The sequence below is a fragment of the Caldimonas tepidiphila genome (assembly GCF_003569765.1).
GTDB lineage: Bacteria > Pseudomonadota > Gammaproteobacteria > Burkholderiales > Burkholderiaceae_C > Caldimonas > Caldimonas tepidiphila.
On the sequence record NZ_KZ983962.1, the window covers coordinates 226 to 26,312 of the forward strand.

Consider the following 26,087-nt stretch of genomic DNA (forward strand, 5'->3'; position numbering starts at 1 on the left):
GGCCGGGACGCCGTAGCGCGGTGCGGGGGCGGGCGGCCGCGGGGGTTCCGTTAAAAGCATTTGAAGCGATGGGGGCATCCGGGGCCCGCGAATCGATGGGGATGCGGCGATGCTAGAAGGGACTTCAGCCAAGGAAGTTCACATCGCTTGTCCGGATCATTCGAAGAACATGAACGCTGCAGAGGGCGCCGCGATGGGGCGTGACGGGCGGGGGTGCTCGGGCGCAGGGGCCGGGCAGGCGGGTTGCCCGGGAGGCAGGCCATGAAGTCGCCTGCGCCGCCCTCCGCACGACCGGTCCCCGAGGCCGGGCGGCGCGGTGTGCTGGGCGTCGTGCTGGTGTATGCGGCCTTCGCGTCGCTGTGGGTCCTGCTGTCGGACCGGGCCGTGGAATGGGCCTTCGGCGATTCCGGGCAGCTGAGGCTGGCGCACCTGCTCAAGGGCTGGCTGTTCGTCGGCGTCACCTCGCTGCTGCTCTACGGCCTGATGCGGGGCCGGCTTTCGCGCCCGGCAGGAACGGCCGCGGCGCTGCCCGCGGGGCCGCAGCGCAGCCTGGCGCCGACGCTGCTCGTCATCGGCGCCGCGGCGGCGGCCCTGACCGCCGCCGGGCTCGCCTACAGCGTGCACCGGCATCGCGAGGCCGAGACGGCGCAGCTGGAGAGCCTGGCCGGCCTGCATGCGCAGCGCCTCGGCCAGTGGTACGGCGAGCGGCTGGCCAATGTCGGCTTCCTGCAGCGCAGCCTCGCGCTCGGCGAGCTCTACCGGCGCTGGCAGGGCGAGGGCGATGCGGCCAGCGGCGAGCGGCTGCGCCAGCGGCTCGCGGATTTCGGCCAGGCCGTGGGCTTCGCGAACGTGCTGCTGCTCGACGCGCGGGGCACGCCGCTGTGGAGCTCCTCGGGCGGGCCGCCGCCGCCCGAACCCGGCCTCGCGGGCGCCGCGCGGCAGAGCGTGGCGCAGCGGCAGGTGCACTCGATCGGCTTCTACCGGGGGCCCGGGGGCGAGGGTCGGCTCGATTTCGTCGTCCCGCTGGCCGCCCCGGACAGCGGCCCGGTCGCGGTCGTGGTGCTGCGCGTGCGCTCGTCCGACCGCTTCTTCAGCGCGATGATCGACGGCGTGCAAGGCGGTCGCGCGCTGCTGCGCCACCAGGGGCTGGAGTTCGTGCTGCAGGAGGGCGCCGAGGACCGGCCGGCCCGCGGCCGCGTGCTCGCGGTCGAGCACCTGGTGCCCGGCACGGACTGGGTGCTGCGCTCCGAGACCGATGGTTCGCAGGTGCACCAGGGCGTGCTCACCGATGCGCCATGGATCCTGCTGGCCGGGCTGCTGGCCTTCGCGGCGGCGGCCAGCGCGGCCGCCGAGGCGCGCCGGCGCCGGCAGCTCGCCGCCTCGCTGAGCGAGCGCGAGGCGCAGGCCGAGCGGCTGCGCGCGCTGCAGCTGCTGCAGGCGATCGCCGACAGCTCCGAGGACGCGATCTTCGCGAAGGACCGGGAGGGCCGCTACCTGCTCTTCAACCCGGCGGCCGAGCGCTTCGCCGGCCGGCCGCGCGACGAGGTGCTCGGGCGCGACGACCACGCGCTGTTCCCGCAGGAGCAGGCGCAGCGGCTGATCGCGTTCGAGCAGCAGGTGATGGACGACGCCGCCGAGCGCACCGTCGAGGAGCGGGTGACGACGCCGGGGGGCGAGCGCGTCTTCCTCTCGACCAAGGGGCCGCTGCGCGACGCCGAGGGCCGCGTCATCGGCGTCTACGGCATCGCGCGCGACATCACCGAGCGCCAGCGCACCGAGGACCAGCTGCGCAAGCTGCTGCTCGCGGTCGAGCAGAGCCCGGAGATCGTCGTCATCACCGACCGCGAGGCGCGCATCGAGTACGTCAACCAGGCCTTCGAGCGCATCACCGGCTACGCGCGCGGCGAGGTGATGGGGCGCAACCCGAAGCTGCTGGGCTCGGGCCGCACGCCGCACGACACCTACGCGCGCATGTGGCAGGCGCTGCTGAGCGGCGAGTCGTGGAAGGGCGAGTTCGTCAACCGGCGCAAGGACGGCAGCGACTACGTGCAGTTCGCGATCGTCTCGCCGGTGCGCCAGCCCGACGGCGCCATCACCCACTACCTCGCGGTGATGGAGGACGTGACCGAGAAGAAGCGCATCGGCCGCGAGCTCGACCGCCACCGCCACCACCTGGAGGAGCTGGTCGCGAGCCGCACCGCGCAGCTGGCCGAGGCGCGCGAGCGCGCCGAGGCGGCCAACCGCGCCAAGAGCGCCTTCCTCGCGAACATGAGCCACGAGATCCGCACGCCGCTCAACGCGATCCTGGGCCTCACGCACCTGCTGCGCCGCGACGGCGTGCTGCCGAGGCAGGCCGAGCGGCTCTCCCGCATCGAGGATGCGGGCCGCCACCTGCTGTCGATCATCAACGACGTCCTGGACCTGTCGAAGATCGAGGCCGGGCGGCTGGAGCTGGAGCACACCGACTTCGCGCTCGACGCCGTGCTCGACCACGTCGCCTCGCTGATCGGGCCCGAGGCCGAGGCGCGCGGCCTGCGCATCGAGGTGGACTCCGCGGGCGTGCCGACCTGGCTGCGCGGCGACCCGACGCGGCTGCAGCAGGCGCTGCTGAACTACGCCGGCAACGCGATCAAGTTCACCGAGCAGGGCGGCATCACGCTGCGCGTGCGGCTGCTCGGGGAGGCGGGCGACGCGCTGCGGCTGCGCTTCGAGGTGCAGGACAGCGGCATCGGCATCGCGCCCGAGAAGCAGGCGCAGCTCTTCGAGGCCTTCGAGCAGGCCGACCCCTCCACCACGCGCCGCTACGGCGGCACCGGGCTCGGCCTCGCGATCACGCGGCGCCTGGCACGGCTGATGGGCGGCGAGGCGGGCCTCGACAGCGAGCCCGGGCGCGGCAGCACCTTCTGGTTCACCGCGCGGCTCGAGCGCGGCCGCGAGACGGTGCCGCAGGCGGTGACGCCCTCCGGCGTGCGCGCCGAGCAGGCGCTGCAGCAGCGTCCGGGCGGCGCGCGCGTGCTGCTCGCCGAGGACAACGCGATCAACCGCGAGGTGCTGCTCGACCTGCTGCGCGGCGTCGGCATCGAGGGCGTGGCCGCGGGCAGCGGCCGCGAGGTGCTCGAGCGGCTGCGCGCCGGGCGCTTCGACCTGGTGCTGATGGACATCCAGATGCCCGAGATGGACGGGCTCACGGCGACGCGGGAGTTGCGCCGCATGCCGCAGTTCGCGCGGCTGCCCGTCATCGCGCTGACGGCCAACGTCTTCACCGAGGAGCGCCGTGCCTGCGCCGAGGCCGGCATGGACGACTTCGTCGGCAAGCCGGTCGACCCGGACGTGCTGTTCTCGGCGCTGCTGCGCTGGCTGCCCGAGCCGCCGGCCCCCGTGCAGCAGGCGGCCGAGCCGCCGGCCGAGGCCCCGGAGGAGTCGGAGCCCGCGGCCGGGTTGCCGCCGATCCCGGGGCTGGACGCCCGGCGCGGACTCGCGATCTGCAGCGGCAAGGTCGGCCGCTACCACGACCTGCTGCGCCTGTTCGTCGAGCTGCACGGCCAGGACGGGGCGCAGCTCGCGCAGCACGCCGCCGCCGGGCGCTGGGACGAGGTGGGCCGGCTCGCGCACAAGCTGCGCGGCGGCGCGAGCTACATGGGCGCGGGCGCGGTGCAGGACGCGGCGCAGGCGCTGGAGGCCGCGATCCGCGACGAGGCCGATGCCGGCTCGCGCGAGCGGCAGTTGCGCCGCCTCGTCGACGCGCTGGAATCCCTCGTCGGCGCCCTGCGCCAGGCGCTGCCGCCGGCGCAGCCCGCTGCCGGAGCGGGCGCGGGCGCCACCTGAGGCCGCGCGCCCTTCAGCCGCCCGGCGCGCACACGCTGCGGTCGCGGCCGAGCCGCTTGGCCTCGTAGAGCGCGCCGTCGGCGCGCCGGATCGCCGCCTCGAGCGGCTCGCGCCCGAGCGCCTGCGCGAGCCCGGCCGAGAAGGTGTAGGGCAGCGCATGGGTTCCCGGCAGGGCGGCCCGCAGCCGCTCGACGATGGCCTGCGCCGCCTCGAGCGGCGCACCCGGCAGCAGCAGCAGGAACTCCTCGCCGCCGAGCCGCCCCAGCGCGTCGACGGGGCGCAGCAGCGCGCGGCAGTGCGCGCCGAAGTGGCGCAGCACCTCGTCGCCCCGGTCGTGCCCCTGCGTGTCGTTGATGCGCTTGAAGTGGTCGAGGTCGATCAGCGCCAGGCTGAAGGGCCGGCCGGATTCGGCGCAGCCGCGCAGCGCCGCCTCGCCGAGCTCGAGGATGCGGCGCCGCGACCACAGCCCGGTCAGCGCGTCGGTGCGCGCCACCGTCAGCATGTCCTCGTGCGCCTGCTGCAGCGACAGCTCGCGCGTCTTCAGCGCGGTGATGTCGCTCGCCACCGACAGCAGCCAGCCGTCGGGCCGCAGCGTCTCGGTCATCCACAGCCACTGCCCGCCGACGATGTCGACCGCGAAGGCGCGAAAGGGCGTGCTGCGGCGGCGCGGCAGGATGTCGGCGAGGAACTGCTCGACGTCGCCGCAGTCGATCTGCACGCCAAAGCCGTGCCGGAAGCCGTGGCGCAGGAGATCGGGGAAATCCACCGGCATCGCCAAGCCGCGCAGGAACACGCGCTCGAAGCTCGCGCTGGCCCAGCGCAGCCGGTCCTGCGCGTCGTAGAGCCCCGCCACCAGCTCCGAGCACTCCAGCGTCGCGGCGACGGCCCGGCGCGCTTCCTCGTCGAGGAAGCGGTCCGCCGGCACCGGGTCGCCCTTCATGGGGCGCGAGTGTAGGGCCGGGGCCGGGCCGCGGCGACGCGCGGACCGGCCCCCGCGTCGACTGCGACACGCTTCGGGGCGACAGCATGCCCGCGGGGCGCCGCGCCGTCGGGCTGCGAGGCACCGGTCTCGCAGCCGGCCCGCGGCAGGGCGGTTCCGATCCGCGAGAGGCGAGGGACGCGGCTCAGTGCCGCCAGGGCGGCGCCGGCGAGCGCCAGGCGCGCGCACTGGCGCTGTCCGAGCGCAGCGCCTGCGTGATGTGCTCGCTGCCGGCCGGGCGCGCGAACAGGTAGCCCTGCATCGCGTGGCAGCCGAGCTCCATCAGCACGTCGGCCTGCGCCTGCTGCTCGACGCCCTCGGCGATCACGTGCAGGTTCAGGCTGCGCGCGAGCGCGATGATCGCGTCGACGATCTTGCGGTCCTCGGGCGCGGCGGCGATCTCGCGCACGAAGGACTGGTCGACCTTCAGCGTGTCGACGGGGAAGCGGCGCAGGTAGGCGAGGCTCGAGTAGCCGGTGCCGAAGTCGTCGATGGCCACGCGCACGCCGAGCGCGCGCAGCTCGGCCAGCAGCGGCAGCGTCGCCTGCGGCTCCTGCATCAGCGTCGACTCGGTGATCTCGAGCTCGAGCTGGCGGCCGTCGAGCCCCGCCTGGCGCAGCGCCTCGGCGACCGAGCCGGCGAAGCCCGGCGCGGCGAACTGGATCGGCGAGATGTTGACCGAGACCTTGTCGAGCTCGAAGCCCTCGTCGAGCCAGCGCCGCTGCTGCCGGCAGGCCTCCTCGAGGATCCAGCGGCCGAGCGGCACGATCAGGCCGCTCTCCTCGGCCACCGGGATGAAGACGCCGGGCGGCTGCTCGCCCTGCATGTCGCGACGCCAGCGCACCAGCGCCTCGACCCCGACGATGCGCCCGCTCGCGCAGTCCACCAGCGGCTGGTAGTGCAGGTGGAACTCGCGCGCGCCGATGCCGCGGCGCATGTCGCCCTCGAGCGACAGGCGCTTGGCCGCCGCCTCGTCCATCGTGCGCGAGAAGAAGTGGTGGCGGTTGCGGCCGTCGCGCTTGGCGCGGTACATCGCGGTGTCGGCGTGCTTGAGCAGCGTCTCGGCGTCCGCGCCGTCCTCGGGGAAGACCGCGATGCCCAGGCTCGCACCGACCGTGACCTCGGTGCGCCCGATCATGCACGGCCGCGCGATCTCGGCGAGCACCGCCTGCGCGACGCGGGCGATGTCGTCCTTCGACGCGAGCATGCTCAGCACGATCACGAACTCGTCGCCGCCCATGCGGCTGACGGTGTCGGACGAGCGCAGCACGCCCTTGAGGCGCTGCGCGACCAGCCGCAGCAGCTCGTCGCCGGCCGCGTGCCCGAGCGAGTCGTTGACGTGCTTGAAGTTGTCGAGGTCGAGGAAGACCACGGCGAAGCTGCCGCCGTCGCGCGCGTGGATCAGGCAGGTCTGGCGCACGCGGTCGTAGAGCAGCACGCGGTTGGGCAGCCCGGTGAGCGCGTCGTGCTGCGCGAGGAAGCTCATGCGCTGCGCGAGCGCGCGCGACTCGCTCACGTCCTGGAACACCATCACCGCGCCGATCACCGTGCCGGCGCGGTCGCGGATCGGCGACACCGAGTCCTGGATCGCGTGCTCGCGCCCGTCGCGCGCCACGAGCAGCGTGTTCTCCGGCACCGCGGTGCGGTGGTGCTCGGCCAGGCAGCGCCGCACCGGGTCGTCGAGCGGCTCGCGCGTGGCCTGGTCGATCAGCCTCACCACCTCGGCGAAGGGACGACCGGCCGCGTCGCCGCGCGTCCAGCCCACCAGCGACTCGGCCACCGGGTTCAGGTAGCGCACCCGCCCGTCGGCGTCGGTCGACACCACGCCGTCGCCGATCGAGTGCAGCGTCACCTCGCTGAGCTCCTGCTCGGCGGCGAGCGCCGCCGACAGCGCGCGCTTCTCGGTCACGTCCTCGACGAAGCCGACCACGCGCAGCGGCTGGCCGCGCTCGTCGCGCTCGAGCACCGCCGACACCAGCACGTCGAGCACCTCGCCGCGGCGCGCCACCATGCGCAGCTCGGCGTCGTGGCACAGGCCGAGCTCGAACAGCGCCGGGACCACCTCGCGGCGCATGCGCGACACCGACTCCGGCGCGAGGAACTCCTCGATGTGGCGGCCCAGCACCTCGTGCTCCTCGGCATAGCCGAGCTTGTGCAGCCAGTGCCGGCTCGCGCCGAGCAGCCGGCCGTCGGGCGCGAGCGAGTGCAGCATCGCCGGCGCGCGCAGGAACTGCTCGCGGTAGCGCTGGCGCTGCGCCTCCACCGAGGCCGCGAGCAGCAGCGGCGGCGCGAGCGTGGCCAGCAGCGCGAGGTAGAGCAGCGCGCGCGACTGCGCCAGCGCCTGCGGCGGCGGCACGAAGGCGCCCGAGGCCATCAGGCCGCCCACGCACGCGGAGGCCAGCAGCGCGGCGATCGCCGTCACCGCGAAGCCGGCGCGTGCCGCGGTCACCACCAGCGGCAGCGCGACGAAGACGAGCGGGAAGGGCAGGTGCAGCGGCGCGAGCACCGCCATCGCCAGGCTCGCGAGCAGCAGCAGCCAGGCCTCGGCGCGCGCGAAGCCCTGCACGCAGCCGCGCCAGCCCCGCTCCAGCAGGAAGAGCCCGAGCGGCAGCACCGTCATCGCGCCGACGAGCCGCGCCTGGAACCAGGAGATCGCCAGGCCCGCGAAGGAGCCGCCCACGCCCTGCGCGCCGAGCAGCGCCGCCGCCAGCAGCGCGGTGACGGAGGCCGGCACCACGCCCCCGAGCACGAACACCCGCATCAGCCGCCCCGGGTCGCGTGTTGCGCCGACCCAGGCGCCGCGACGCTTGAGCAGCCAGGCGGCGAGCGTCATGTCCACCGCGTTGCCGGCGAGGTAGCTCAGCGCGAGCGGCCAGGCGTCGCCGTAGGAGCGGTTCGCCGCCAGGCTCGCCAGCGCCAGCGCCCCGAGCAGCAGCGGCCAGTCGCGCGGGTGGCGGCCGAGCAGGGCGACGACGCCGACCGCGTTCGCGTACCAGAGCGTCGCGACGCTGCCCGGCTGGCGCGACAGCACGATGCCGCCGAGCACCAGGGCGAAATAGACCAGCGCCGCGCTCAGCGCCGCCGGCCAGGGCGAGCCGCGGCCCGCGGGCCCGGAGTGCGGGCGGCCCATGCCGGGCACGATGCCGCTGTCGCGCGGCCTCATGCCGTCGCGGGCCGCCGGGCGCGGCGTGCGGCGGCCCGGCGGCGTTCCATCGGGGAGGGCGGGGGCTGCAAGTTCGTCCTTTCCGGAATGGGCAAACCCTCGCCGGGGCAGGAAAAGTGCCCGGACCGCCGGACGAGGGCCGCAGGGTGCAGCAACTGCTCGCCGGCCGACTCGCGCTTTCCCTCTCAGGACTTTCCCTGGACCCGTGAAACGCTAGGGTTTTGATCGCGCTCGATCTGCCTAGACTGGTTCAGCGGACTGGATGCAGTTCCGTTTTCTGAACCCGGCAGGCGTGCCAGAGCACAAGCCGAGGCGCTCGATCCAGCCTCCCGCACCGCCCGCCGATCCCGCCAGTCTTCGGAGGAGGCAAGCCGATGGACGAGAGCGTGTCGAGGGACGGGCCGGACGGCGCCGTGCCCGCGGGCGGGGACGCCGCGGCAGGCCGGCGCGCGCCGGTGCTGGTGCCGGCGGTGTCGCGGGCGCTGGCGGTGCTCGACCTGCTGGCCGACGGACGCGAGCCGATGAACGTGGCGCGCATCGCGGCGCGGCTCGGCTTGCCGAAGAGCAGCACCCACGGGCTGTGCCACACGCTGGCGGTGCGCGGCTACCTGCGCCGCTGCATCGACGGCAGCTACTTCCTCGGCCCGCGGGTGATGTCGCTCGGCCAGGCCTTCATCGCGCGCACCGACGTGACGCAGGAGTTCGGCGCGGCCCTCGAGCAGGAGCTCGCGGCGCCGCCCGACGAGACGCTGGTGCTGTCGGTGCTCGACGGCACGGACGTGGTCTACCTCGCGGCGCGCCAGGGCCGCCGCCCGCTCGGGCTCGCCTTCAGCGCCGGGATGCGGCTGCCGGCGCACCTCGCGGCCACTGGCCGCGCGATGCTCGCCTACCAGGACGAGGCGCAGCTGCGCCGGCTGCTGCCGCGCGAGGAGCTCGCGCGCCTCACGCAGCACGGCCCCGCCACGCGCGTGCAGCTGCTGCAGGAGCTCGACGCGGTGCGCGCGCGCGGCTACAGCATCGACGACGAGACGGTGCGCGAGGGCGTGTACTGCCTCGGCGCGCCGGTGTTCGACGCCAGCGGCCGCGCGGTGGCCGGCGTCGGCGTGTGCATCCACAAGGCCTCGCTCGCGACGGACGGGCAGGGCGGCGGCGCCGAGCGCCAGCGCGACACCGTGCTGCGCGTCGCGCGCCGGCTCACGCAACGGCTCGGCGGCAGCGAGCCGGGCATCACGACCATCGGAGGGGCAGCGGCATGAAGCCCGACGGCATCATTCTCGAGACGCGGCGGCTGACGAAGGAGTTCAAGGGCTTCGTCGCCGTCAGCGCGGTGGACCTGAAGGTGCGCCGCGGCACCATCCACGCGCTCATCGGCCCCAACGGCGCCGGCAAGACCACCTGCTTCAACCTGCTGACGAAGTTCCTCGCGCCGAGCTCGGGGCAGATCCTCTTCAACGGCACGGACATCACGCACGAGAAGCCGGCGCACATCGCGCGCCGCGGCATCGTGCGCTCGTTCCAGATCTCGGCGGTGTTCCCGCACCTGACGGTGCTGGAGAACGTGCGCGTGGCGCTGCAGCGCCGCCTGGGCACCTCCTTCCACTTCTGGCGCTCCGAGCGCACGCTCTCGCGGCTCGACGCGCGCGCGCTCGAGCTGCTGCGCGAGGTGGGGCTGGAGGCCGACGCGGGCGCGCTCGCGGTGGAGCTGAGCTACGGCCGCAAGCGCGCGCTCGAGATCGCGACGACGCTGGCGATGGAGCCCGAGCTGATGCTGCTCGACGAGCCGACGCAGGGCATGGGCATCGAGGACGTGGACCGCATCCGGCGCCTGATCAAGAAGGTCGCCGCGGACCGCACCGTGCTGATGGTCGAGCACAACATGAGCGTGGTCGCGAGCATCGCCGACACGATCACCGTGCTGCAGCGCGGCGCCACGCTCGCCGAGGGGCCCTACGCCGAGGTGTCGAGGAACCCCGCGGTGATCGAGGCCTACATGGGCAGCGCGCAGACCGAACTCCAGGGAGCCCACTGACATGGCGCAACGCTTTCTCGAGGTGCGCGACCTGCACGCCTGGTACGGCGAGTCGCACGTGCTGCACGGCGTGGACTTCCATGTCGACGAGGGCGAGGTGGTCTCGCTGCTCGGGCGCAACGGCGCCGGGCGCACCAGCACGCTGCGCGCGATCATGGGGCTGACCGGCAGCCGCCGCGGCTCGGTGCGGGTGCGCGGCACCGAGACGATCGAGCTGCCCACGCACCGCATCGCGCGGCTGGGCATCGGCTACTGCCCCGAGGAGCGCGGCATCTTCTCGAGCCTGTCGGCCGAGGAGAACCTGCTGCTGCCGCCGCGGCTGTCGGCCGGCGGCATGGACGTGCAGCAGATCTACGCGATGTTCCCGAACCTGCGCGAGCGCGCCGGCAGCCAGGGCACGCGGCTGTCGGGCGGCGAGCAGCAGATGCTGGCGGTGGCGCGCATCCTGCGCACGGGCGCGCGGCTGCTGCTGCTCGACGAGATCTCCGAGGGGCTCGCGCCGGTGATCGTGCAGAAGCTCGCCGAGACCGTCGCGACGCTGCGCCGCCAGGGCTACACGGTGGTGATGGTGGAGCAGAACTTCCGCTTCGCCGCGCCGCTGGCCGACCGCTTCCTCGTGATGGAGCACGGCCGCATCATCCAGCAGTTCACCCAGGCAGAGCTGCCCGCGCACATCGGGCAGCTGCACGAGTACCTCGGCGTGTGAGCGCCGCGCGCGCCCGCGTCCGCCCCGCCTTCCCGACCCCCACGAAGGAGACAACGAGATGAGGAAGCTGAAGAGAATCGCCGCCGCCTGCGGCATTGCCGCCGGCCTCGCGTTCGGCGCCGCGGCCCCCGCGCACGCCCAGTTCTCCGGCGACGTGATCCGCATCGGCATCATCACCGACCTGTCCGGGCTCTATGCCGACATCGACGGGCAGGGCGGCGTCGAGGCGATCCGCATGGCGGTGGCCGACGCCGGCGGCGCGATCGCCGGCAAGAAGGTCGAGGTGCTGTTCGCCGACCACCAGAACAAGGCCGACGTTGCCGCGTCGAAGGCGCGCGAGTGGTTCGACCAGCAGGGGCTGGACCTGCTGATCGGCGGCACCAACTCCGGCACCAGCCTCGCGATGGCCAAGGTCGCGCAGGAGAAGAAGAAGCCCTTCATCGCGGTGGGCGCCGCCACCGCGCAGCTCACCAACGAGCAGTGCAGCCCCTACACCGTGCACTGGGCCTACGACACGGTGGCGCTGGCCAAGGGCACCGGCGGCGCGGTGGTGAAGAACGGCGGCAAGACCTGGTACTTCCTCACCGCCGACTACGCCTTCGGCGCCTCGCTGCAGAACGACACCACCAAGGTCATCCAGGAGGCCGGCGGCAAGGTGCTCGGCTCGGTCAAGCACCCGCTGTCGGCGAGCGACTTCTCGTCCTTCCTGCTGCAGGCGCAGTCGAGCAAGGCGCAGATCCTGGGCCTGGCCAACGCGGGCGGCGACACGATCAACTCGATCAAGGCCGCCAACGAGTTCGGCATCACGCAGACGATGAAGCTCGCCGGGCTGCTGATGTTCATCAACGACATCCACTCGCTGGGCCTCAAGGCGACGCAGGGCATGTACCTCACCGACAGCTGGTACTGGGACCTCAACGACGAGACCCGCGCCTGGGCCAAGCGCTTCCAGGAGCGCGTCAAGCGCATGCCCTCGTCGCTGCAGGCGGCCGACTACTCCGCCGCGACGCAGTACCTCAACGCCGTGAAGGCCGCCGGCACCGACGACGGCGACAAGGTGCTCGAGCAGCTGCGCAAGGCGAAGATCAATGACGTGTTCGCGAAGGAGGGCTTCATCCGCCAGGACGGGCGCATGGTGCACGACATGTACCTGATGCAGGTGAAGACGCCCGCGGAGTCGAAGGGCCCGTGGGACTACCTGAAGGTGGTCGAGACGATCCGCGGCCCGGCGGCATGGACGACCAAGGAAGAAAGCAAGTGCGCCCTCTGGAAGCAGTGAGGCCGAGCGCGGCGCCGGCGCGCGCCGCGCGCCGCGCCCGGCCCGGGCAGGCGGGCTGAGGCCGGCCCGCCGGCCCGCTTCCTTCCCGGACCGCCCCGTCGTCCCCTCGGAGCCTCCATGAACGAGATCTTCGGCATTCCGCTGCAGGCCTTCCTCGGGCAGTTGCTGCTCGGGCTGGTCAACGGCTCCTTCTACGCGCTGCTGAGCCTGGGGCTGGCGGTCATCTTCGGCCTGCTCGGCATCGTCAACTTCGCGCACGGCGCGCTCTACATGATCGGCGCCTACGTGGCCTGGTACGCGCTGGAGCGCTTCGGCATCAACTACTGGGTCTCGCTCGTGCTCGCGCCGCTGCTGGTCGGCGCGCTCGGCCTCGCGATCGAGCGCACGCTGCTCAAGCGGCTCTACAAGCTCGACCCGCTCTACGGGCTGCTGCTGACCTTCGGCCTCGCGCTGATCTTCGAGGGCCTGTTCCGCCACGAGTTCGGCGTCTCGGGCCAGACCTACCCGGTGCCCGAGGCGCTGCAGGGCGCCACCAACCTCGGCTTCATGATCCTGCCGAACTACCGCGCCTGGGTGGTGCTCGCCTCGCTCGTCGTCTGCCTCGGCACCTGGTTCGTGATCGAGAAGACGCGCCTCGGCGCGACGCTGCGCGCCGGCACCGAGAACCCGGCGCTGGTGCAGGCCTTCGGCATCAACGTGCCGCGCATGGTGATGCTGACCTACGCGGGCGGCGCGGCGCTCGCGGCCTTCGCGGGCGTGCTGGCCGCGCCGGTGATCCAGGTGACGCCGCTGATGGGCAGCAACCTGATCATCGTCGTGTTCGCGGTGGTGGTGATCGGCGGCATGGGCTCGATCCTCGGCTCCATCCTCACCGGCCTCGGGCTCGGGCTGGTCGAGGGCCTGACCAAGGTGTTCTACCCCGAGGCCTCCAGCATCGTCGTGTTCGTGATCATGGCGATCGTGCTGATGATCCGGCCCGCGGGCCTGTTCGGCAAGGAGAAGTGAGATGAGCAGCAGTGCATCCCTGCAGGCCCGGCAGGCCCGCATCGCGTGGCTCGCGGTGCTGGCGCTGCTGGTGGCCGCGCCCTTCATCGGGCTCTACCCGGTGTTCCTGATGAAGGCGCTGTGCTTCGCGATCTTCGCCTGCGCCTTCAACCTGCTGCTGGGCTTCACCGGGCTGCTGTCCTTCGGCCACGCCGCCTACCTCGGCTCGGCCGCCTACGCCACCGGCTGGCTGGTGAGGAGCGCGGGCTGGTCGCCCGAGCTCGCCGTGCTCGCCGGCGTCGCGATCGCCGCGGCGATCGGGCTGGTGGTCGGCGCGATCGCGATCCGCCGCCAGGGCATCTACTTCGCGATGATCACGCTGGCGCTGGCGCAGATGGTGTTCTTCGTCTGCCTGCAGGCGCCCTTCACCGGCGGCGAGGACGGGCTGCAGGGCGTGCCGCGGGGCAGGCTCTTCGGCGTGCTGCCGCTCGCCGACGACCGGGTGATGTACTTCGTCGTGCTCGCGGTCTTCGTCGCGGTCTTCCTCGGCATCATCCGCATCGTGCACTCGCCCTTCGGTCAGGTGCTCAAGGCGATCCGCGAGAACGAGCCGCGCGCGGTCTCGCTCGGCTACGACGTGGACCGGTACAAGCTGCTCGCCTTCGTGCTGTCCACGGCGCTCGCGGGGCTGGCCGGCTCGCTCAAGACGCTGGTGCTCGGCTTCGCGACGCTGTCGGACGTGCACTGGTCGCTGTCGGGCGAGGTGGTGCTGATGACGCTGCTGGGCGGCATGGGCACCTTCGCCGGCCCGGTGATCGGCGCCTTCACGATCGTCGGGCTGCAGAACTTCCTCGCCGACCGCGTCGGCTCCTGGGTGACGGTGATCATCGGCGCGATCTTCGTCGTCTGCGTGGTGGCCTTCCGCCGCGGCTTCGTCGGCGAGCTGCTCGCGTGGCAGCAGCGGCGGCGCCAGCGCGCCACTGTGCCGCCACCGCCCGAGCCGGCAGCGCCGGCCGCGGGGCGCGAGGCGCCGCCGCCGGTGGCCTCCTCCGGGCTTCAGTCCTCGAAGGGCAGCCCGACGTAGTTCTCGGCGAGTGACGTGGACGCGGCGGCCGAGCTCACGAGGTAGTCGAGCTCGGCCTGCTGGATCTTGAAGCCGAAGCCCGCGTCGTCCGGGAACTTGTGCAGCAGGCTCGTCATGAACCAGCTGAAGCGCTCGGCCTTCCAGACGCGGCGCAGCGCCTTGCGCGAGTAGTCGTCGATGCCGGCCTCGGTCTTGTCCCTGTAGTACTCGACGAAGGCGCGCGACAGGTAGCGCACGTCCGACGCCGCGAGGTTCAGGCCCTTGGCGCCGGTGGGCGGCACGATGTGCGCCGCGTCGCCGGCGAGGAACATGCGGCCGAAGCGCATCGGCTCGGCGACGAAGCTGCGCAGCGGCGCGATGCTCTTCTCGATCGAGGGGCCGGTCACGAGACTTTCCGCGGCCTCGGGGTCCAGGCGTCGGCGCAGCTCGTCCCAGAAGGCCTCGTCGCTCCAGCTCTCCACCTTGTCGGTCAGCGGCACCTGCACGTAGTGGCGGCTGCGGGTGTGGCTGCGCATGCTGCACAGCGCGAAGCCGCGCTCGTGGTTCGAGTAGATCAGCTCGTCGGACACCGGCGGCGTGTCGGCGAGGATGCCGAGCCAGCCGAAGGGGTAGACGCGCTCGAAGGTCTGGATGCGGTCGGCCGGCACGCTCGCGCGGCACACGCCGTGGAAGCCGTCGCAGCCGGCGATGAAGTCGCACTGCAGCTCGTGCGTGGCGCCGTCCTTCTGCCAGCTCACGCGCGGCGAGGTCCCGTCGAAGTCGTGCACCTGCACGTTGGCCGCCTCGTAGACGGTGGGCAGGCCTGCGGCGGCGCGCGCGTCCATCAGGTCGCGCGTGACCTCGGTCTGGCCGTAGACCATCACCGACTTGCCGCCGGTGAGCTGCCTCAGGTCGATGCGGTGGCGCTGGCCGCCGAAGCACAGCTCGATGCCGTGGTGCACGATGCCCTCGCGGTGCATGCGCTCGCCCACGCCCGCCTCGTCGAGCAGGTCCTGGCAGATCTGCTCGATGATGCCGGCGCGGATGCGGCCGAGCACGTACTCGCCGCTGCGCTGCTCGACGATGACGTTGTCGATGCCGGCCTTGTGCAGCAGCTGGCCGAGCAGCAGGCCCGCCGGGCCGGCGCCGATGATCGCGACTTGGGTGCGCATGGAGGTCTCCTGGATGCGTGACAAGCGCGGCAAGTGCCGCGCCCGATGCCGGGTATGGAACGGTTCGCAGCGTATCGGCACCCCCCGTGTCGGAGAATGGACGGATCGCACCAGTGCTTGGACAATCCGAACATTCGATCGGCCCCTCGGGAAAACCATGTCCTTGCCGCACGCCAAAGGGCTTGCCCCGTCCGTGCCCACCTACGCGCTTTACGGCGAGCTGGGCACGGGCCCGCTGCCCGACCATCTCCACTGCGAATCGATCCCGCAGCGCAGCGCGCTCTACGACTGGGAGATCCGGCCTCACCGCCATGAGCTGTTCCTGCAGCTGCTGCACGTGCGCAGCGGCGGCGGGCGCGGGCTGCTGGACGGATCGAACATCGACTTGAGCGCGCCCTGCATCGTGTTCGTGCCGCCGGAGCGCCCGCACGGCTTCGACTTCGAGCCCGGGGTGGACGGCTCGGTGGTGACGGTGGGGGCCGCGCACGCGCGCGCGCTCGCCGGCGGGCAGCCGCTGCTGCCGCAGGCGCTCGCCGAGCCGCGCGTGCTGCGCCCGGCGCAGGACGCCGCCGCCTTCGGTGCGCTCGAGCAGGCGCTCGCCGCGCTGCTCGACGAGTTCCACGGCCATGCGCCCTGGCGCGCCGCGGCGCTCGATGCGCGGCTGTCGCTGCTGCTGCTGACGCTCGGCCGCATGGCGGCGCCCTCGGCGCAGGGCGGCGCGGGCAGCGAGGCCTCGCGCGGGCAGCGCCACCTGCAGCGCTTCACCGCGCTCGTGAACCAGCAGTTCCGCGAGCGCGGCAGCGTCGCCGGCTACGCGGCGCAGCTCGGCATCACGCCGACGCAGCTCAACCGGCTGTGCCGCGCCTCGCTCGGCCTGTCGGCGCTCGGCGTGCTCAACCGCCGCACCGTGCGCGAGGCCGAGCGCGACCTCGCCTACAGCTCGCTGAGCATCAAGGAGATCGCGCTGTCGCTCGGCTTCGCCGACACCGCCTACTTCACACGCTTCTTCACCCGCGAGAGCGGGCGCGCGCCGAGCGAGTTCCGCGAGGAGGTGCGGCGCTACCTGGCGCAGCAGCCCGCCGGCCTCGTCCCCGAAACCCCGCAGCAGCCGGCCGCCGCCTGAGGCGGCGCGGCGCCTGCCCCCCTGTCCGCCTGCCGCACCGCACGAGGTCCCGATGTCACCCTCCCCACCGGCCGAGCCGGCCGCGCGCTACGCCTTCTACTTCGCCCCCGAGCCCGGGCACCCGCTGTGGGAGGCCGGCTGCACCTGGCTGCTGCGCGACCCCTCGCGGCCCGAGCGGCGCTTCGCCGAGGACGGCGTGCCGCAGCGCGACTGGATCGAGGCGCCGCGCCGCTACGGCTTCCACGCCACGCTGAAGGCGCCGATGCGGCTGCGCGACCCGGCGGCGCGCGGCGCGCTGGTGCAGGCCGCCGCGCGGCTGGCGCGCGCGCACATGCCCTTTCGCGTGCCGGCGCTGGGCATCGCGCTGCACCGCGGCTTCCTCGCACTGCAGCCGCTGGCGCCGCTGTCGCGCCACCACCCGCTGCACCGGCTCGCCGACGGCGTGGTCACCGGGCTCGACGCCTTCCGCGCGCCGCCGAGCCCCGAGGAGCGGGCACGCCAGCAGGGCAAGGGCCTGGCGCCGCGCCAGCAGGCGCTGTTCGAGCGCTGGGGCTATCCCTGGGTGCTCGACGCCTGGCGCTTCCACATCACGCTGAGCGATGAGCTGCCGCCGCAGCAGCTCGGCGTGCACGCGCGGCTGCGGCAGCTCGCGCGCGCGCATTTCGCCGCGGCGCTGGCCGAGCCGCTCGTCTGCCGTTCGCTGTGCCTGTTCGAGCAGGCCGCACCCGGCGAGCCCTTCGTGCTGAGCGAGCGACTGCCCTTCGGCGGCTGAGCGGCACCCCTCGCCGATCCCCGCGGCGCCGGCGGGAGGCCTGTCAAGGAGCAAGGCTGGGGGTAAGTCTGGAACAACCGGAGGCTTATCCACAGGCCGGACCCTCCGCGGAAAGTTGTTGTATCCCCGGGACGGGGAAACAAACCCCTCCATGCACAGGTTTCGGGGGGGCGGAAACCCTTGGATGGCAACTCGAAAACTGACTTGTCCACAGGAGGCTGGGGACAGCTACTACGACCACTACCTTGAAACTTGGAATCGTGGGTAGAGAAAGGAGGAAAACCCGGCGACGAAAAAATGCCGGCCCGCTCCCGGAAACACGGCTCCGCTTCGGAAGGAAGACGCGTCGGGCAGGCTACCGGCAAGGGCGCGAGCGGCTTCTCGGTGGCGTCGCGCACGAGCGCGCGTCCCTTCCCCTGGGAGGGAAGGGACGGCGCTGAGGAAAGGGGGAGGGAGGGAATGAATCGGGGAGCGGGAGCCCGTCCCCTTGCGTCCCGGAGCGGCAGGCTGCGCCGGGCGGCGCAGCCTCGGCTTCAGGCCGCCGAGCGCTGGGTGCCCTGCTGACGCCAAGCGGCCATCAGGCGGGCCCACTTCTCGCGTGCCGGGCCGAGGTGGCGTGCCCGCACGTGGCCATAGCCGCGGATCTCCTCGGGCAGCCGCGCGATCTCGACCGCCTGCGCGAGGTTCTGCGCGGTCAGGCCCTGCAGCAGCTCCTCGACCGTCTCGCGGTACTCGCGGATCAGCGCCCGCTCGGAGCGCCGCTCCTCGGTGCGGCCGAAGGGGTCGAGCGCGGTGCCGCGCAGGCCCTTGAGCTTCGCGAGCAGCCGGAATCCGGTCAGCATCCACGGCCCGAAGCGCTGCTTGACCGGCTCGCCGCGCGCGTTCTTCCTGCCGAGCGCGGGCGGCGCGAGGTGGAAGGCGAGCTTGTAGTCGCCCTCGAACTGCGCGGCGACCTTGTCATGGAAGCTCCGGTCCGTGTGCAGCCGAGCGACCTCGTACTCGTCCTTGTAGGCCATCAGCTTCGACAGGTACTGCGCGACCGCCTCGGTGAGCCTCGTGGAGCCGAGCGGCGCCTCGGCCGCGCGCACCTTGTCGACGAAGGCGCGGTACTCGGCCGCGTAGGCGGCGTTCTGGTAGCCGGTGAGGAATTCGACGCGGCGCTCGACGAGCTCGTCGAGCGTGGTGGCGGGCTTGCGGTGGAACTGCACCACCTGCGCCGGCGCGACGAGCGCCTGCACGCTCTTGAGGTCGTGCGCGGCGCGGCGGCCCCACTCGAAGGCGGCGCGGTTGTTCTCGACCTGCACGCCGTTGAGCTCGATCGCGCGCATCAGCGCCGCGCGCGTCAGCGGCACCCAGCCGCGCTGCCAGGCGTAGCCGAGCATCATCGGGTTGGCGTAGATCGCGTCGCCGAGCAGCGCGGTCGCGAGCCGGTCGGCGTCGAAGCGGCCGACGTTCCCGCCGCCGACCGACTGCTCGATCACCTGCTCGCACTGCCCGCCCGGGTGCTGCCAGTCGGGGTTGCCGACGAAGGCGGCGGTTGGCGACGCGTGCACGTTGAGCGCGACGTGCGTGCGGCCCTCGCTCATCAGTGCGAGCGTGGCCTTGCCGGCGGCGACGATCGGGTCGCAGCCGATCACGAGGTCGGCCTCGGCCGTTGGCACGCGCGTGGTCAGGATCGCCTCGGGGCGGTTGGCGATCTGGATGTGGCTCCAGGTGCTGCCGCCCTTCTGCGCGAGACCCGCCGCGTCCTGCGTGACGATGCCCTTGCCCTCGAGGTGCGCGGCCATGCCGAGCAGCTGGCCGATGGTGATCACGCCGGTGCCGCCGACGCCGGCGACGACGATGCCCCAGGGCTCCTCGGCGAGCGGCAGCGTCGGCTCGGGCAGCTCGGCCAGCGCGAAGGGGTCGTGGCGCCGGTCCTCCTTCTTCGGCTTCCTCAACGCGCCGCCCTCGACGGTGACGAAGCTCGGGCAGAAGCCCTTCAGGCAGGAGAAGTCCTTGTTGCAGCTGCTCTGGTTGATGCGGCGCTTGCGGCCGAACTCGGTTTCCACCGGCTCGACGCTCAGGCAGTTGCTCTGTACCGAGCAGTCGCCGCAGCCCTCGCAGACCATCTCGTTGATGACCACGCGCTGATCCGGCTCGGCCATCGTGCCGCGCTTGCGGCGCCGGCGCTTCTCGGTGGCGCAGGTCTGGTCGTAGATCAGGATGGTGCAGCCGGGGATCTCGCGCAGCTCCTTCTGGATCGCGTCGAGCTCGTCGCGGTGGTGCACCGTGACGCCGGGCGCGAGCCCCTGCGCGCCCTCGTACTTCTGCGGCTCGTCGCTGACGACGACGATCTTCCTCGCACCCTCGGCCTCGAGCTCGCGCGTCATCTGCGCGACGTCGAGCTGCCCGTCCACCGGCTGGCCGCCCGTCATCGCCACCGCGCCGTTGAAGAGGATCTTGTAGGTGATGTTCACGCCCGCGGCGATGCTCTGGCGCACCGCGAGCAGCCCCGAGTGGTAGTAGGTGCCGTCGCCGAGGTTGGCGAAGATGTGCTGGTCGGTCGTGAACGGCGCCTGCCCGACCCAGGGCACGCCCTCGCCGCCCATCTGCGTGAAGGTGAAGGTCTGGCGGTCCATCCACACCGTCATGTAGTGGCAGCCGATGCCCGCGACCGCGCGCGAGCCCTCGGGCACGCGGGTGCTGGTGTTGTGCGGGCAGCCGCTGCAGAACCAGGGCGCGCGGTCGGTGACGACCGAGGGCGCCTGCTGCGCGCGCTCCTTCGCGTCGATCACCGCGAGCCGCGCGGCGATGCGCGCGCGGTGGTCGGCGTCGAGCCGCGCGAGCATGCCGAGCTTCTCGAGCCGCTGCGCGATGGCGCGCGCGATCAGCGCCGGGTTCAGGTCGGCCTTGGCGCGCAGCAGCCAGTTCTGCGCCGGGTTGGGCATCGACCACTCGCCGCCGCTGTGGTCGCCCTCGGGCTCGCTGAACTTGCCCAGCACGTTCGGGCGCACGTCCTCGCGCCAGTTGTAGAGCTCCTCCTTGAGCTGGTACTCGATGACCTGGCGCTTCTCCTCGACGACGAGGATCTCCTCGAGCCCGGTGGCGAACTCGCGCGTGATGCTGGCCTCGAGCGGCCAGACCACGCCGACCTTGTGCAGCCGGATGCCGAGCGCGCGGCAGAGATCGTCGTCGATGCCGAGGTCGTGCAGCGCCTGGCGCATGTCGTTCCAGGCCTTGCCGCTGGCGATGATGCCGAGCCGCGCGTTGGGCGAGTCGACCACGGTGCGGTTGAGGCGGTTGGCGCGCACGTAGGCGAGCGCCGCATACCACTTGTAGTCCATCAGCCGCGCTTCCTGCTCCAGCGGCGGGTCGGGCCAGCGGATGTGCAGCCCGCCCTCGGGCATCTGGAAGTCCTCGGGCAGCACGATCTCGACGCGGTCGGGGTCGACGCTGATGCTCGACGACGATTCGACGATCTCCTGGATCGTCTTCATGCCGCACCACAGCCCCGAGAAGCGGCTCATCGCGATGCCGTGCAGCCCGAGGTCGAGAATCTCCTGCACGCTCGCCGGGAAGAACACCGGCAGCCCGCAGGCCTTGAAGATGTGGTCGCTCTGGTGCGCGGCGGTGGAGCTCTTGGCGACGTGGTCGTCGCCGGCGATCGCGAGCACGCCGCCGTGGCGCGCGGTGCCGGCCATGTTGGCGTGCTTGAACACGTCCGAGCAGCGGTCCACGCCCGGGCCCTTGCCGTACCAGAGGCCGAACACGCCGTCGAACTTCCTCGACTGCGGGAACAGGTCGAGCTGCTGCGTGCCCCACACGGCGGTGGCGGCGAGCTCCTCGTTGACGCCGGGCTGGAAGACGACGTTCTGCTTCGCGAGGTGCTTCTTCGCCTGCCACAGCGCCTGGTCGTAGCCGCCGAGCGGGCTGCCGCGGTAGCCGCTGACGAAGCCGGCGGTGTTGAGGCCCGCGAGCGCGTCGCGCTGGCGCTGCAGCATCGGCAGGCGCACCAGCGCCTGGATGCCGCTCATGAAGGCGCGGCCGCCGGCCAGGGTGTACTTGTCCTCGAGCGTGACGCTCTCGAGGGCGCGGCGGATCGAGTCGGGGAGGGGGGCGTTCATTGCGGGACTTCCTTCGCAATCGGTGGCGGCGGGCAGCCGCGGCGCTCGTGACGCCGGGCCGCGCCCGCACGACGGGATGGAGTCCAGTGTAGGAATTCGCGCGCGGCATGTCCTTGCTTTCGCTGCCTCGCGCGACGCCATTGCGGGAATAGGCTACCCCTCAGCCCTCCTTCCTGGAAAGGATCTGCTCGATTTGCCGTGTATTGAGGGAATACCCGCAGTTTCTCGGCGCCGCTGCCGCGCGCCGGCCGGGGCTCAGCGCCGCAGCTGGAACTCGAGGCTCAGGCCCTGAGGATCGCTGGCGCCCGGGTGCACCGCCAGCTCGCTGCCGGCACCGAGCTGGCCGAGCCAGGCCTGGTAGGCGCCTTGCAGGAAGGCGGCGCTCCAGGCGAGCGCCGGGGCGCCGAAGGCGGCGGCCAGGGGCGCGCACTGATGGCGGATGACGAGGCAGTCCTCGGTCTCCTCGACGGTGGCCCAACCCCAGTTCAGCCCCACCCACACCTCGCTGAGGGCCAGCTCCAGGTCGTCGAGCGTGTCGCAGCCGCGCAGCGGGTGCTCGCGGGCGAAGCGTTCGCCGACGCACTGCATCAGCGCGCGCAGCTCGACCGGGCCGAGCCGCTCCAGCAGCGTCTGGCCGAGCGTCGCCAGGAAGGAGCGCCACTGCAGGGCGCACTGCTGCTCGCTCAGGTATTCGACGATGGACTCGTTCATTCGGGGGCCTTTCTGTTTTCTTCGGCGGGGGGCTGCTGAGGGGGCGGGCGCCGTCAGGGGCGTGTCGTCAGGCTCGGCAGCGTGGCGGGCGGCGCGGCGGAGTCGCCGGACAGCGCGCCCGAGTAGCGCATGTAGACGCCCGCATTGAGCTGGCGGTAGTTGCGGGCGGAGTCGAAGCCGAGCACACCCCCGAGGTGGAGTTGCTGCGTCAGCTGGTACTCCGCGCGGCCGCTCACCCGGTAGGCGAGGCCGACCTTGGTCTGGCCTTCGTGGACCGCGGCGGGCTGCGTCGTCAGGCCGAGCCGGCCGGCGGTGCCCGCGGCGTTGACCGCGCGCGCCTGCCGCTGCGGGTCGGTGGGGAAGTAGTCGGCCGCGTCCTCGTGGAAGCCCTGCAGGCCGATCGCGCCGGCGATCTGGTAGCTCGTGGCGCCGCTGCGCAGCTTCCACTCCAGCGGTACGCTCAGCGACGCGAAGGACTGCGGGCTGAAGTAGCCGCCGTGGCCGTAGGTGTAGTGGCGCAGGTTGCGCTGGTAGCCGAGCAGCGTCAGGTTGATGCCGGCGAGCAGCGTTTCCGTCTCGCTCCCGAGCAGCCGGTAGTTCATGCCGGCGCCGCCCTCGATGCGGCGGTTGGAGGCCACCTGGCGGCCGTCGAGCGCGTCGAAGAGGCCCCAGCCGTAGAGCTGGTAGGGGCCGTCCTCGCGCGCGAGGTCGAGCCGCACGCCGCTGGCCATCACGCCCCCCCAGGACAGCCCGTAGCGGCGGTCCGTCATGCCGGCGATCGCGAGCAGGCTGTCGTCGAGCGGGCGGCGCGACAGGTTCAGCGTGTAGGCCAGGCCGCCGCCGGCCGGGCCCTGCCAGCGCAGCCCCGCGACCAGCTCCGCGTGCGGGAAGCCGAGCGGCGTGGTGCCGATCCTCGCCTGAAAGCCCGCGCGGTCGTAGACGAGGCCGAGGCCGACGCCGCTGGCGCTTTGCGAGCCCGCGCGGCCGCTGCCGCCGAGGCTCGCCTCGGGGCCGCCGCCGAAGCGGCTGGCGGTGTCGTACTGCGCCGAGGGCGTGCCGGCCTCGATCACGGTCGGCACCGCTTCCAGCGTCACGCGGCCGTTGCCGGCGCTGGTGCTCGCCGCGATCGGCAGCTTGAGCTCCGAGACGGCGCCGAGCCCGGGTTCGCCGGCGCGCTGGCGCAGCTCGCTGCCGATGCTGACGCTGGTGGCGCGTTCCTGCGCGAGTTGCGCGAGCTCGTCGCGCAGCGCCGTCCTGTGCGGCGCGGCGGCGGCCAGTGGCGCTCCCGCCGGTGAGGCCGGGTGCGCCGCCCAGGCGGGCGCGACCGCGCTCGCGACGGGTGCCGGGTCGGGAAGGCCGCCGGGTGCGGTGCGGGCGGGGCCGGCCGCCGGAACATCGGGACGGGCCTGCGAGGCGGCGCTCGCACGCTGCGGGGACATCGGCCGTTCGGCGGACGCTCCGCTGCGCGCCGGGAGCGGCGCCGCGGCAGCGGGGGCGGCGGGCGGCACCCCGCGGTAGTCGGCGGGGCTGCCGGTTCCCGGGGCACCGGCGGGCAGCATGGCGGCGGCCGGCAGCGAGGTGCGGGACGTGCCGGTGCGGCCCTGGAAGGGGTTGCTGCCGCGCACGGGGGCCGGTCCCGCAGCGGTGGCGGCAGCGGCGCCTGCGGTCGCCAGGCGCTGCGCCTCCTCGGCGGCGACGGCGGCCCGCAGGTACTGCTCGGCCTCGCGGGCCTGGCCACGGGCGCGGAACAGCCGCGCCGCGCCGGCGAGCAGCTGCGGGTCCTGCGGACGGCTCTCCAGCCCGGTCAGGATCAGGTTCTGCGCGCGCTCGAGCTGGCGCGCGCCGAGCGCGGCACCGGCCGCGGCGAGCAGCAGCTCGTGGTCCTCGGGGGACTGCCGCAGCAGGGCGTCGTACAGCGCCAGCGCCTCGGCATGCTCGCCGGCGCCCGAGTGCAGGCGCGCCAGCGCACCGAGCGCGGCCGGGTCCGGCGGCTGCCCGGCCAGCAGCGGCGCGATCATCTCGTAGGCGCCCTCGAGGTTGCCGGCCTCGCGCAGCAGGTCGGCCTGCTGAACCAGGTAGGCGCTGCGCAGTCGCTCGTACTGCCCGCGCTGTGCCTCGTCGAGCGGCATCCCCTGCAGGCGGCGCATCAGCCCGGCGAGCTCGACATGCTGTCGCGCGGCGAGCAGCAGGCCCGCGTAGCGCAGCTGCAGCCCGGTCTCGGGCGTCGCGGACTGCGACATCAGGCGCCGCATCATGCCGAGCGCGCGCGGGGCGTCACCGAGGTCGGCATGGGCGGTGGCGAGCGCGGTCTGCAGGTCGGCGTCGCCCTGCGCGTGCGGCTCGACCCGGGCGAGCAGCGAGCGCGCCGCCGCGGCCTGACCGCCCTGCGCGAGCGAGCGGACCCGTGCGAGCTGCTGCTGCACCCAGGCGCGGGTGTAGAGCGCCGACATCTCGCGCGTGCGCTGCTCCGGGCGCACGCGTTCGAGCATCTGCACGGCCTGCGCCCAGTCGCCCGTCTCCGCCGACAGCAGCGCGCTGGCGAACAGGGCCTCGGGCTGCGAGGGCTGCGTCAGCAGCAGCCCCTCCACCAGGCTGCGTGCCTCGGGCAGCGCCTTGGCGCGCAGGTAGTTGCGCGTGAGGTCGAGGCGCACCCAGACATGGTCCGGGTCGGCCTGCAGCGCCTCCTCCAGCGCGGCGCGCGCCGTCGCCGCGTCGCCGCGCTGCTCGGCGGCCGTGGCGTCGCGGCGCAGCTGCTCGGCGCGCAGGCGGCCGAGCGGGGCGAGCTGCGCGCGCTGCGGCGGCGGCACGCTCGCGGCGAGCGCGAGCGCCTCGCCGGCGCGCTCCTGGCGCGCCAGCAGCCCGATCAGGCCCTGCAGCGCCGGCGCGTCGCCGGGGTGCAGCGCGAGCACCTTGCGGTACTGCGCCTCGGCTTCCGGCGCGCGGTCGAGCTCGGCCAGCACGTCGGCGAGCGCGCGCTGCGCCGCAGGCTCGGCGGCATCGAGCCGCACCGCCTGCTGCAGCAGCTCGAGCGCGCGGCGGCTGTCGCCGGCGGCGCGTGCCTGCTCGGCCAGCTCGAAGGCCGACCAGTAGCGCGCGCTCGCGAGCGCCTTGCTCCAGCGCTGCGCGCCGCTCTTCGAGGCGCTCTCCAGCAGCTGCCGCGCCTCGGCGTAGCGCGACTGCTTCAGCCGCAGGATGCCCAGGCCCCCGAGCGCGGAGCTGTCGCCGGGCCGCGAGGACAGCAGCTCGCCGAAGCGCTGCTCGGCCTGCTCCAGCGCGCCCTGGTCGAGCAGCGCGAACGCGGCGTCGATCGCCTGGCCGCGCGCCGCCGCGGCCTCGCCCGCGGCGCGCTCGCCCGCGGCCCGGCGCTGCTCGTCCTGCTGGCGCCGGGCGATCTGCTCCAGCCGCGCCGCGATACCGGCGTCGCCCGGATGGGCACGCAGGTAGGCCTGGTAGAGAGGGGCGTCGGCGGCCCGCGTGCCGAGCCACTCCAGCGCGCGGCGCCAGCTGCGCTGGGCCTGCGCGGCCACCTCGGGGCGGCCGGCGAGCCGCGCCAGCGCCTCGATGCCGGCAGGGCGCGTCGCCTCGCGGTAGCTCAGGTGCTCGGCGAGCGCGAGCGCCGCCCGCACGTCGTCGGGCCGCTCGCGCGCGAGGCGCTCGAGGCCGGCGCGCGCCTCCTCCCAGCCCTGCGCGGTGCCGCCGAGCGTCTGGTAGTACTCCAGCGCGAGCCCGGGGTCGGCCGGCGGCCGGGCGCCGATCGCCTCCTTGTAGCGCAATGCCGCCTCCTCGGCCTTGCCGGCGCGGGCCAGGTCGCGCGCCTGCGCGAGCTGCGCCTGCGCGCCCGGGCTGCCGGTGCGGATCTGCGCCTCGAGCCGGGCGATGCGCGGGTCCTGCGGGTGCGCTGCCTTCAGCCGCGCGAGCCGCTCGTTCGCGCCGGCCGCGTTGCCCGCCTGCAGCTCGACCTGCGCCAGGCCGAGGAGCGCGTCGGGATGGTCCGGCACGACGCGCAGCAGCTTCTGCCAGGCCTCGGCGGCGCGGTCGCCGCGGCCGCGCTGCTGCCAGTACTGCGCCTGCTCGATCAGCGGGCGGATCGCCGCGTCCTGGGCCGTGGCGGCGCCGGCGCCGAGTGCGATCGCGATGCCGAGAGCGAGGGCCCGGTTCTTGGACATGATTCTTCG

15 protein-coding genes are annotated in these 26,087 nt (G+C 73.4%); 9 read left to right on the top strand and 6 right to left on the bottom strand.

Annotated elements, in window-relative coordinates:
- Positions 1–261: 261 nt before the first annotated feature.
- Complete coding sequence (locus D3A59_RS02300) at positions 262–3,825, top strand: PAS domain-containing hybrid sensor histidine kinase/response regulator (protein WP_119153321.1); 3,564 nt, start codon at positions 262–264, stop codon at positions 3,823–3,825.
- Between the two features lie 13 nt (positions 3,826–3,838).
- On the opposite strand, the gene D3A59_RS02305 is transcribed toward D3A59_RS02300, so the two are convergent.
- Both D3A59_RS02305 and D3A59_RS02310 read right to left on the bottom strand, forming a co-directional pair.
- Positions 3,839–4,765 (bottom strand): GGDEF domain-containing protein, encoded by a 927-nt coding sequence (locus tag D3A59_RS02305; protein ID WP_119153322.1) that lies wholly within the window; start codon positions 4,763–4,765, stop codon positions 3,839–3,841.
- A gap of 184 nt (positions 4,766–4,949) precedes the next feature.
- Positions 4,950–7,967: a bifunctional diguanylate cyclase/phosphodiesterase gene (locus D3A59_RS02310; protein ID WP_119153323.1), complete on the bottom strand. Its 3,018-nt coding sequence runs from the start codon at positions 7,965–7,967 to the stop codon at positions 4,950–4,952.
- A 374-nt stretch (positions 7,968–8,341) separates the two neighbouring features.
- Here D3A59_RS02310 and D3A59_RS02315 point away from each other — a divergent pair, with 374 nt between their 5' ends.
- The 6 genes from D3A59_RS02315 (at position 8,342) to D3A59_RS02340 (ending at position 14,049) form a co-directional block, all read left to right on the top strand.
- Positions 8,342–9,223, top strand: coding sequence for an IclR family transcriptional regulator (locus tag D3A59_RS02315; protein WP_119153324.1), 882 nt, complete (start codon positions 8,342–8,344; stop codon positions 9,221–9,223).
- Positions 9,220–9,996 carry an ABC transporter ATP-binding protein gene (locus D3A59_RS02320; RefSeq protein WP_119153325.1) on the top strand — a complete coding sequence of 259 codons (777 nt, stop codon included), beginning with the start codon at positions 9,220–9,222 and terminating at the stop codon, positions 9,994–9,996. Before D3A59_RS02315 ends, D3A59_RS02320 begins: the two co-directional genes overlap by 4 nt.
- Before the next feature lies 1 nt (position 9,997).
- Positions 9,998–10,702: an ABC transporter ATP-binding protein gene (locus tag D3A59_RS02325; protein ID WP_119153326.1), complete on the top strand. Its 705-nt coding sequence runs from the start codon at positions 9,998–10,000 to the stop codon at positions 10,700–10,702.
- A gap of 58 nt (positions 10,703–10,760) precedes the next feature.
- On the top strand, positions 10,761–11,981 hold the full coding sequence (locus tag D3A59_RS02330; protein ID WP_119153327.1) for an ABC transporter substrate-binding protein: 1,221 nt from the start codon (positions 10,761–10,763) through the stop codon (positions 11,979–11,981).
- A gap of 117 nt (positions 11,982–12,098) precedes the next feature.
- Entirely contained in the window at positions 12,099–12,986 is an 888-nt protein-coding gene (locus D3A59_RS02335) for a branched-chain amino acid ABC transporter permease (RefSeq protein ID WP_119153328.1), read from the top strand.
- Between the two features lies 1 nt (position 12,987).
- On the top strand, positions 12,988–14,049 hold the full coding sequence (locus D3A59_RS02340; protein ID WP_119153329.1) for a branched-chain amino acid ABC transporter permease: 1,062 nt from the start codon (positions 12,988–12,990) through the stop codon (positions 14,047–14,049).
- Here the strand turns inward: D3A59_RS02340 and pobA are convergent.
- Positions 14,022–15,200: a 4-hydroxybenzoate 3-monooxygenase gene (gene pobA, locus D3A59_RS02345; protein WP_119153330.1), complete on the bottom strand. Its 1,179-nt coding sequence runs from the start codon at positions 15,198–15,200 to the stop codon at positions 14,022–14,024. The genes D3A59_RS02340 and pobA overlap by 28 nt on opposite strands.
- 157 nt (positions 15,201–15,357) lie before the next feature.
- Here pobA and D3A59_RS02350 point away from each other — a divergent pair, with 157 nt between their 5' ends.
- A complete protein-coding gene (locus D3A59_RS02350; protein WP_170162279.1) occupies positions 15,358–16,323 on the top strand; it encodes a helix-turn-helix domain-containing protein in 966 nt (321 codons plus the stop codon).
- Positions 16,324–16,375: 52 nt separating this feature from the next.
- On the top strand, positions 16,376–17,095 hold the full coding sequence (locus tag D3A59_RS02355; RefSeq protein WP_119153332.1) for a DUF1045 domain-containing protein: 720 nt from the start codon (positions 16,376–16,378) through the stop codon (positions 17,093–17,095).
- 533 nt (positions 17,096–17,628) lie between these two features.
- On the opposite strand, the gene D3A59_RS02360 is transcribed toward D3A59_RS02355, so the two are convergent.
- The 3 genes from D3A59_RS02360 to D3A59_RS26615 form a co-directional block, all read right to left on the bottom strand.
- Positions 17,629–21,201, bottom strand: a complete 3,573-nt coding sequence (locus D3A59_RS02360; RefSeq protein ID WP_119153333.1) for an indolepyruvate ferredoxin oxidoreductase family protein — start codon at positions 21,199–21,201, stop codon at positions 17,629–17,631.
- 255 nt (positions 21,202–21,456) lie between these two features.
- A complete protein-coding gene (gene bcsD / locus D3A59_RS02365; RefSeq protein WP_119153334.1) occupies positions 21,457–21,912 on the bottom strand; it encodes a cellulose biosynthesis protein BcsD in 456 nt (151 codons plus the stop codon).
- A gap of 53 nt (positions 21,913–21,965) precedes the next feature.
- Positions 21,966–26,078: a cellulose biosynthesis protein BcsC gene (locus D3A59_RS26615; protein ID WP_119153335.1), complete on the bottom strand. Its 4,113-nt coding sequence runs from the start codon at positions 26,076–26,078 to the stop codon at positions 21,966–21,968.
- Between the last annotated feature and the right edge of the window lie 9 nt (positions 26,079–26,087).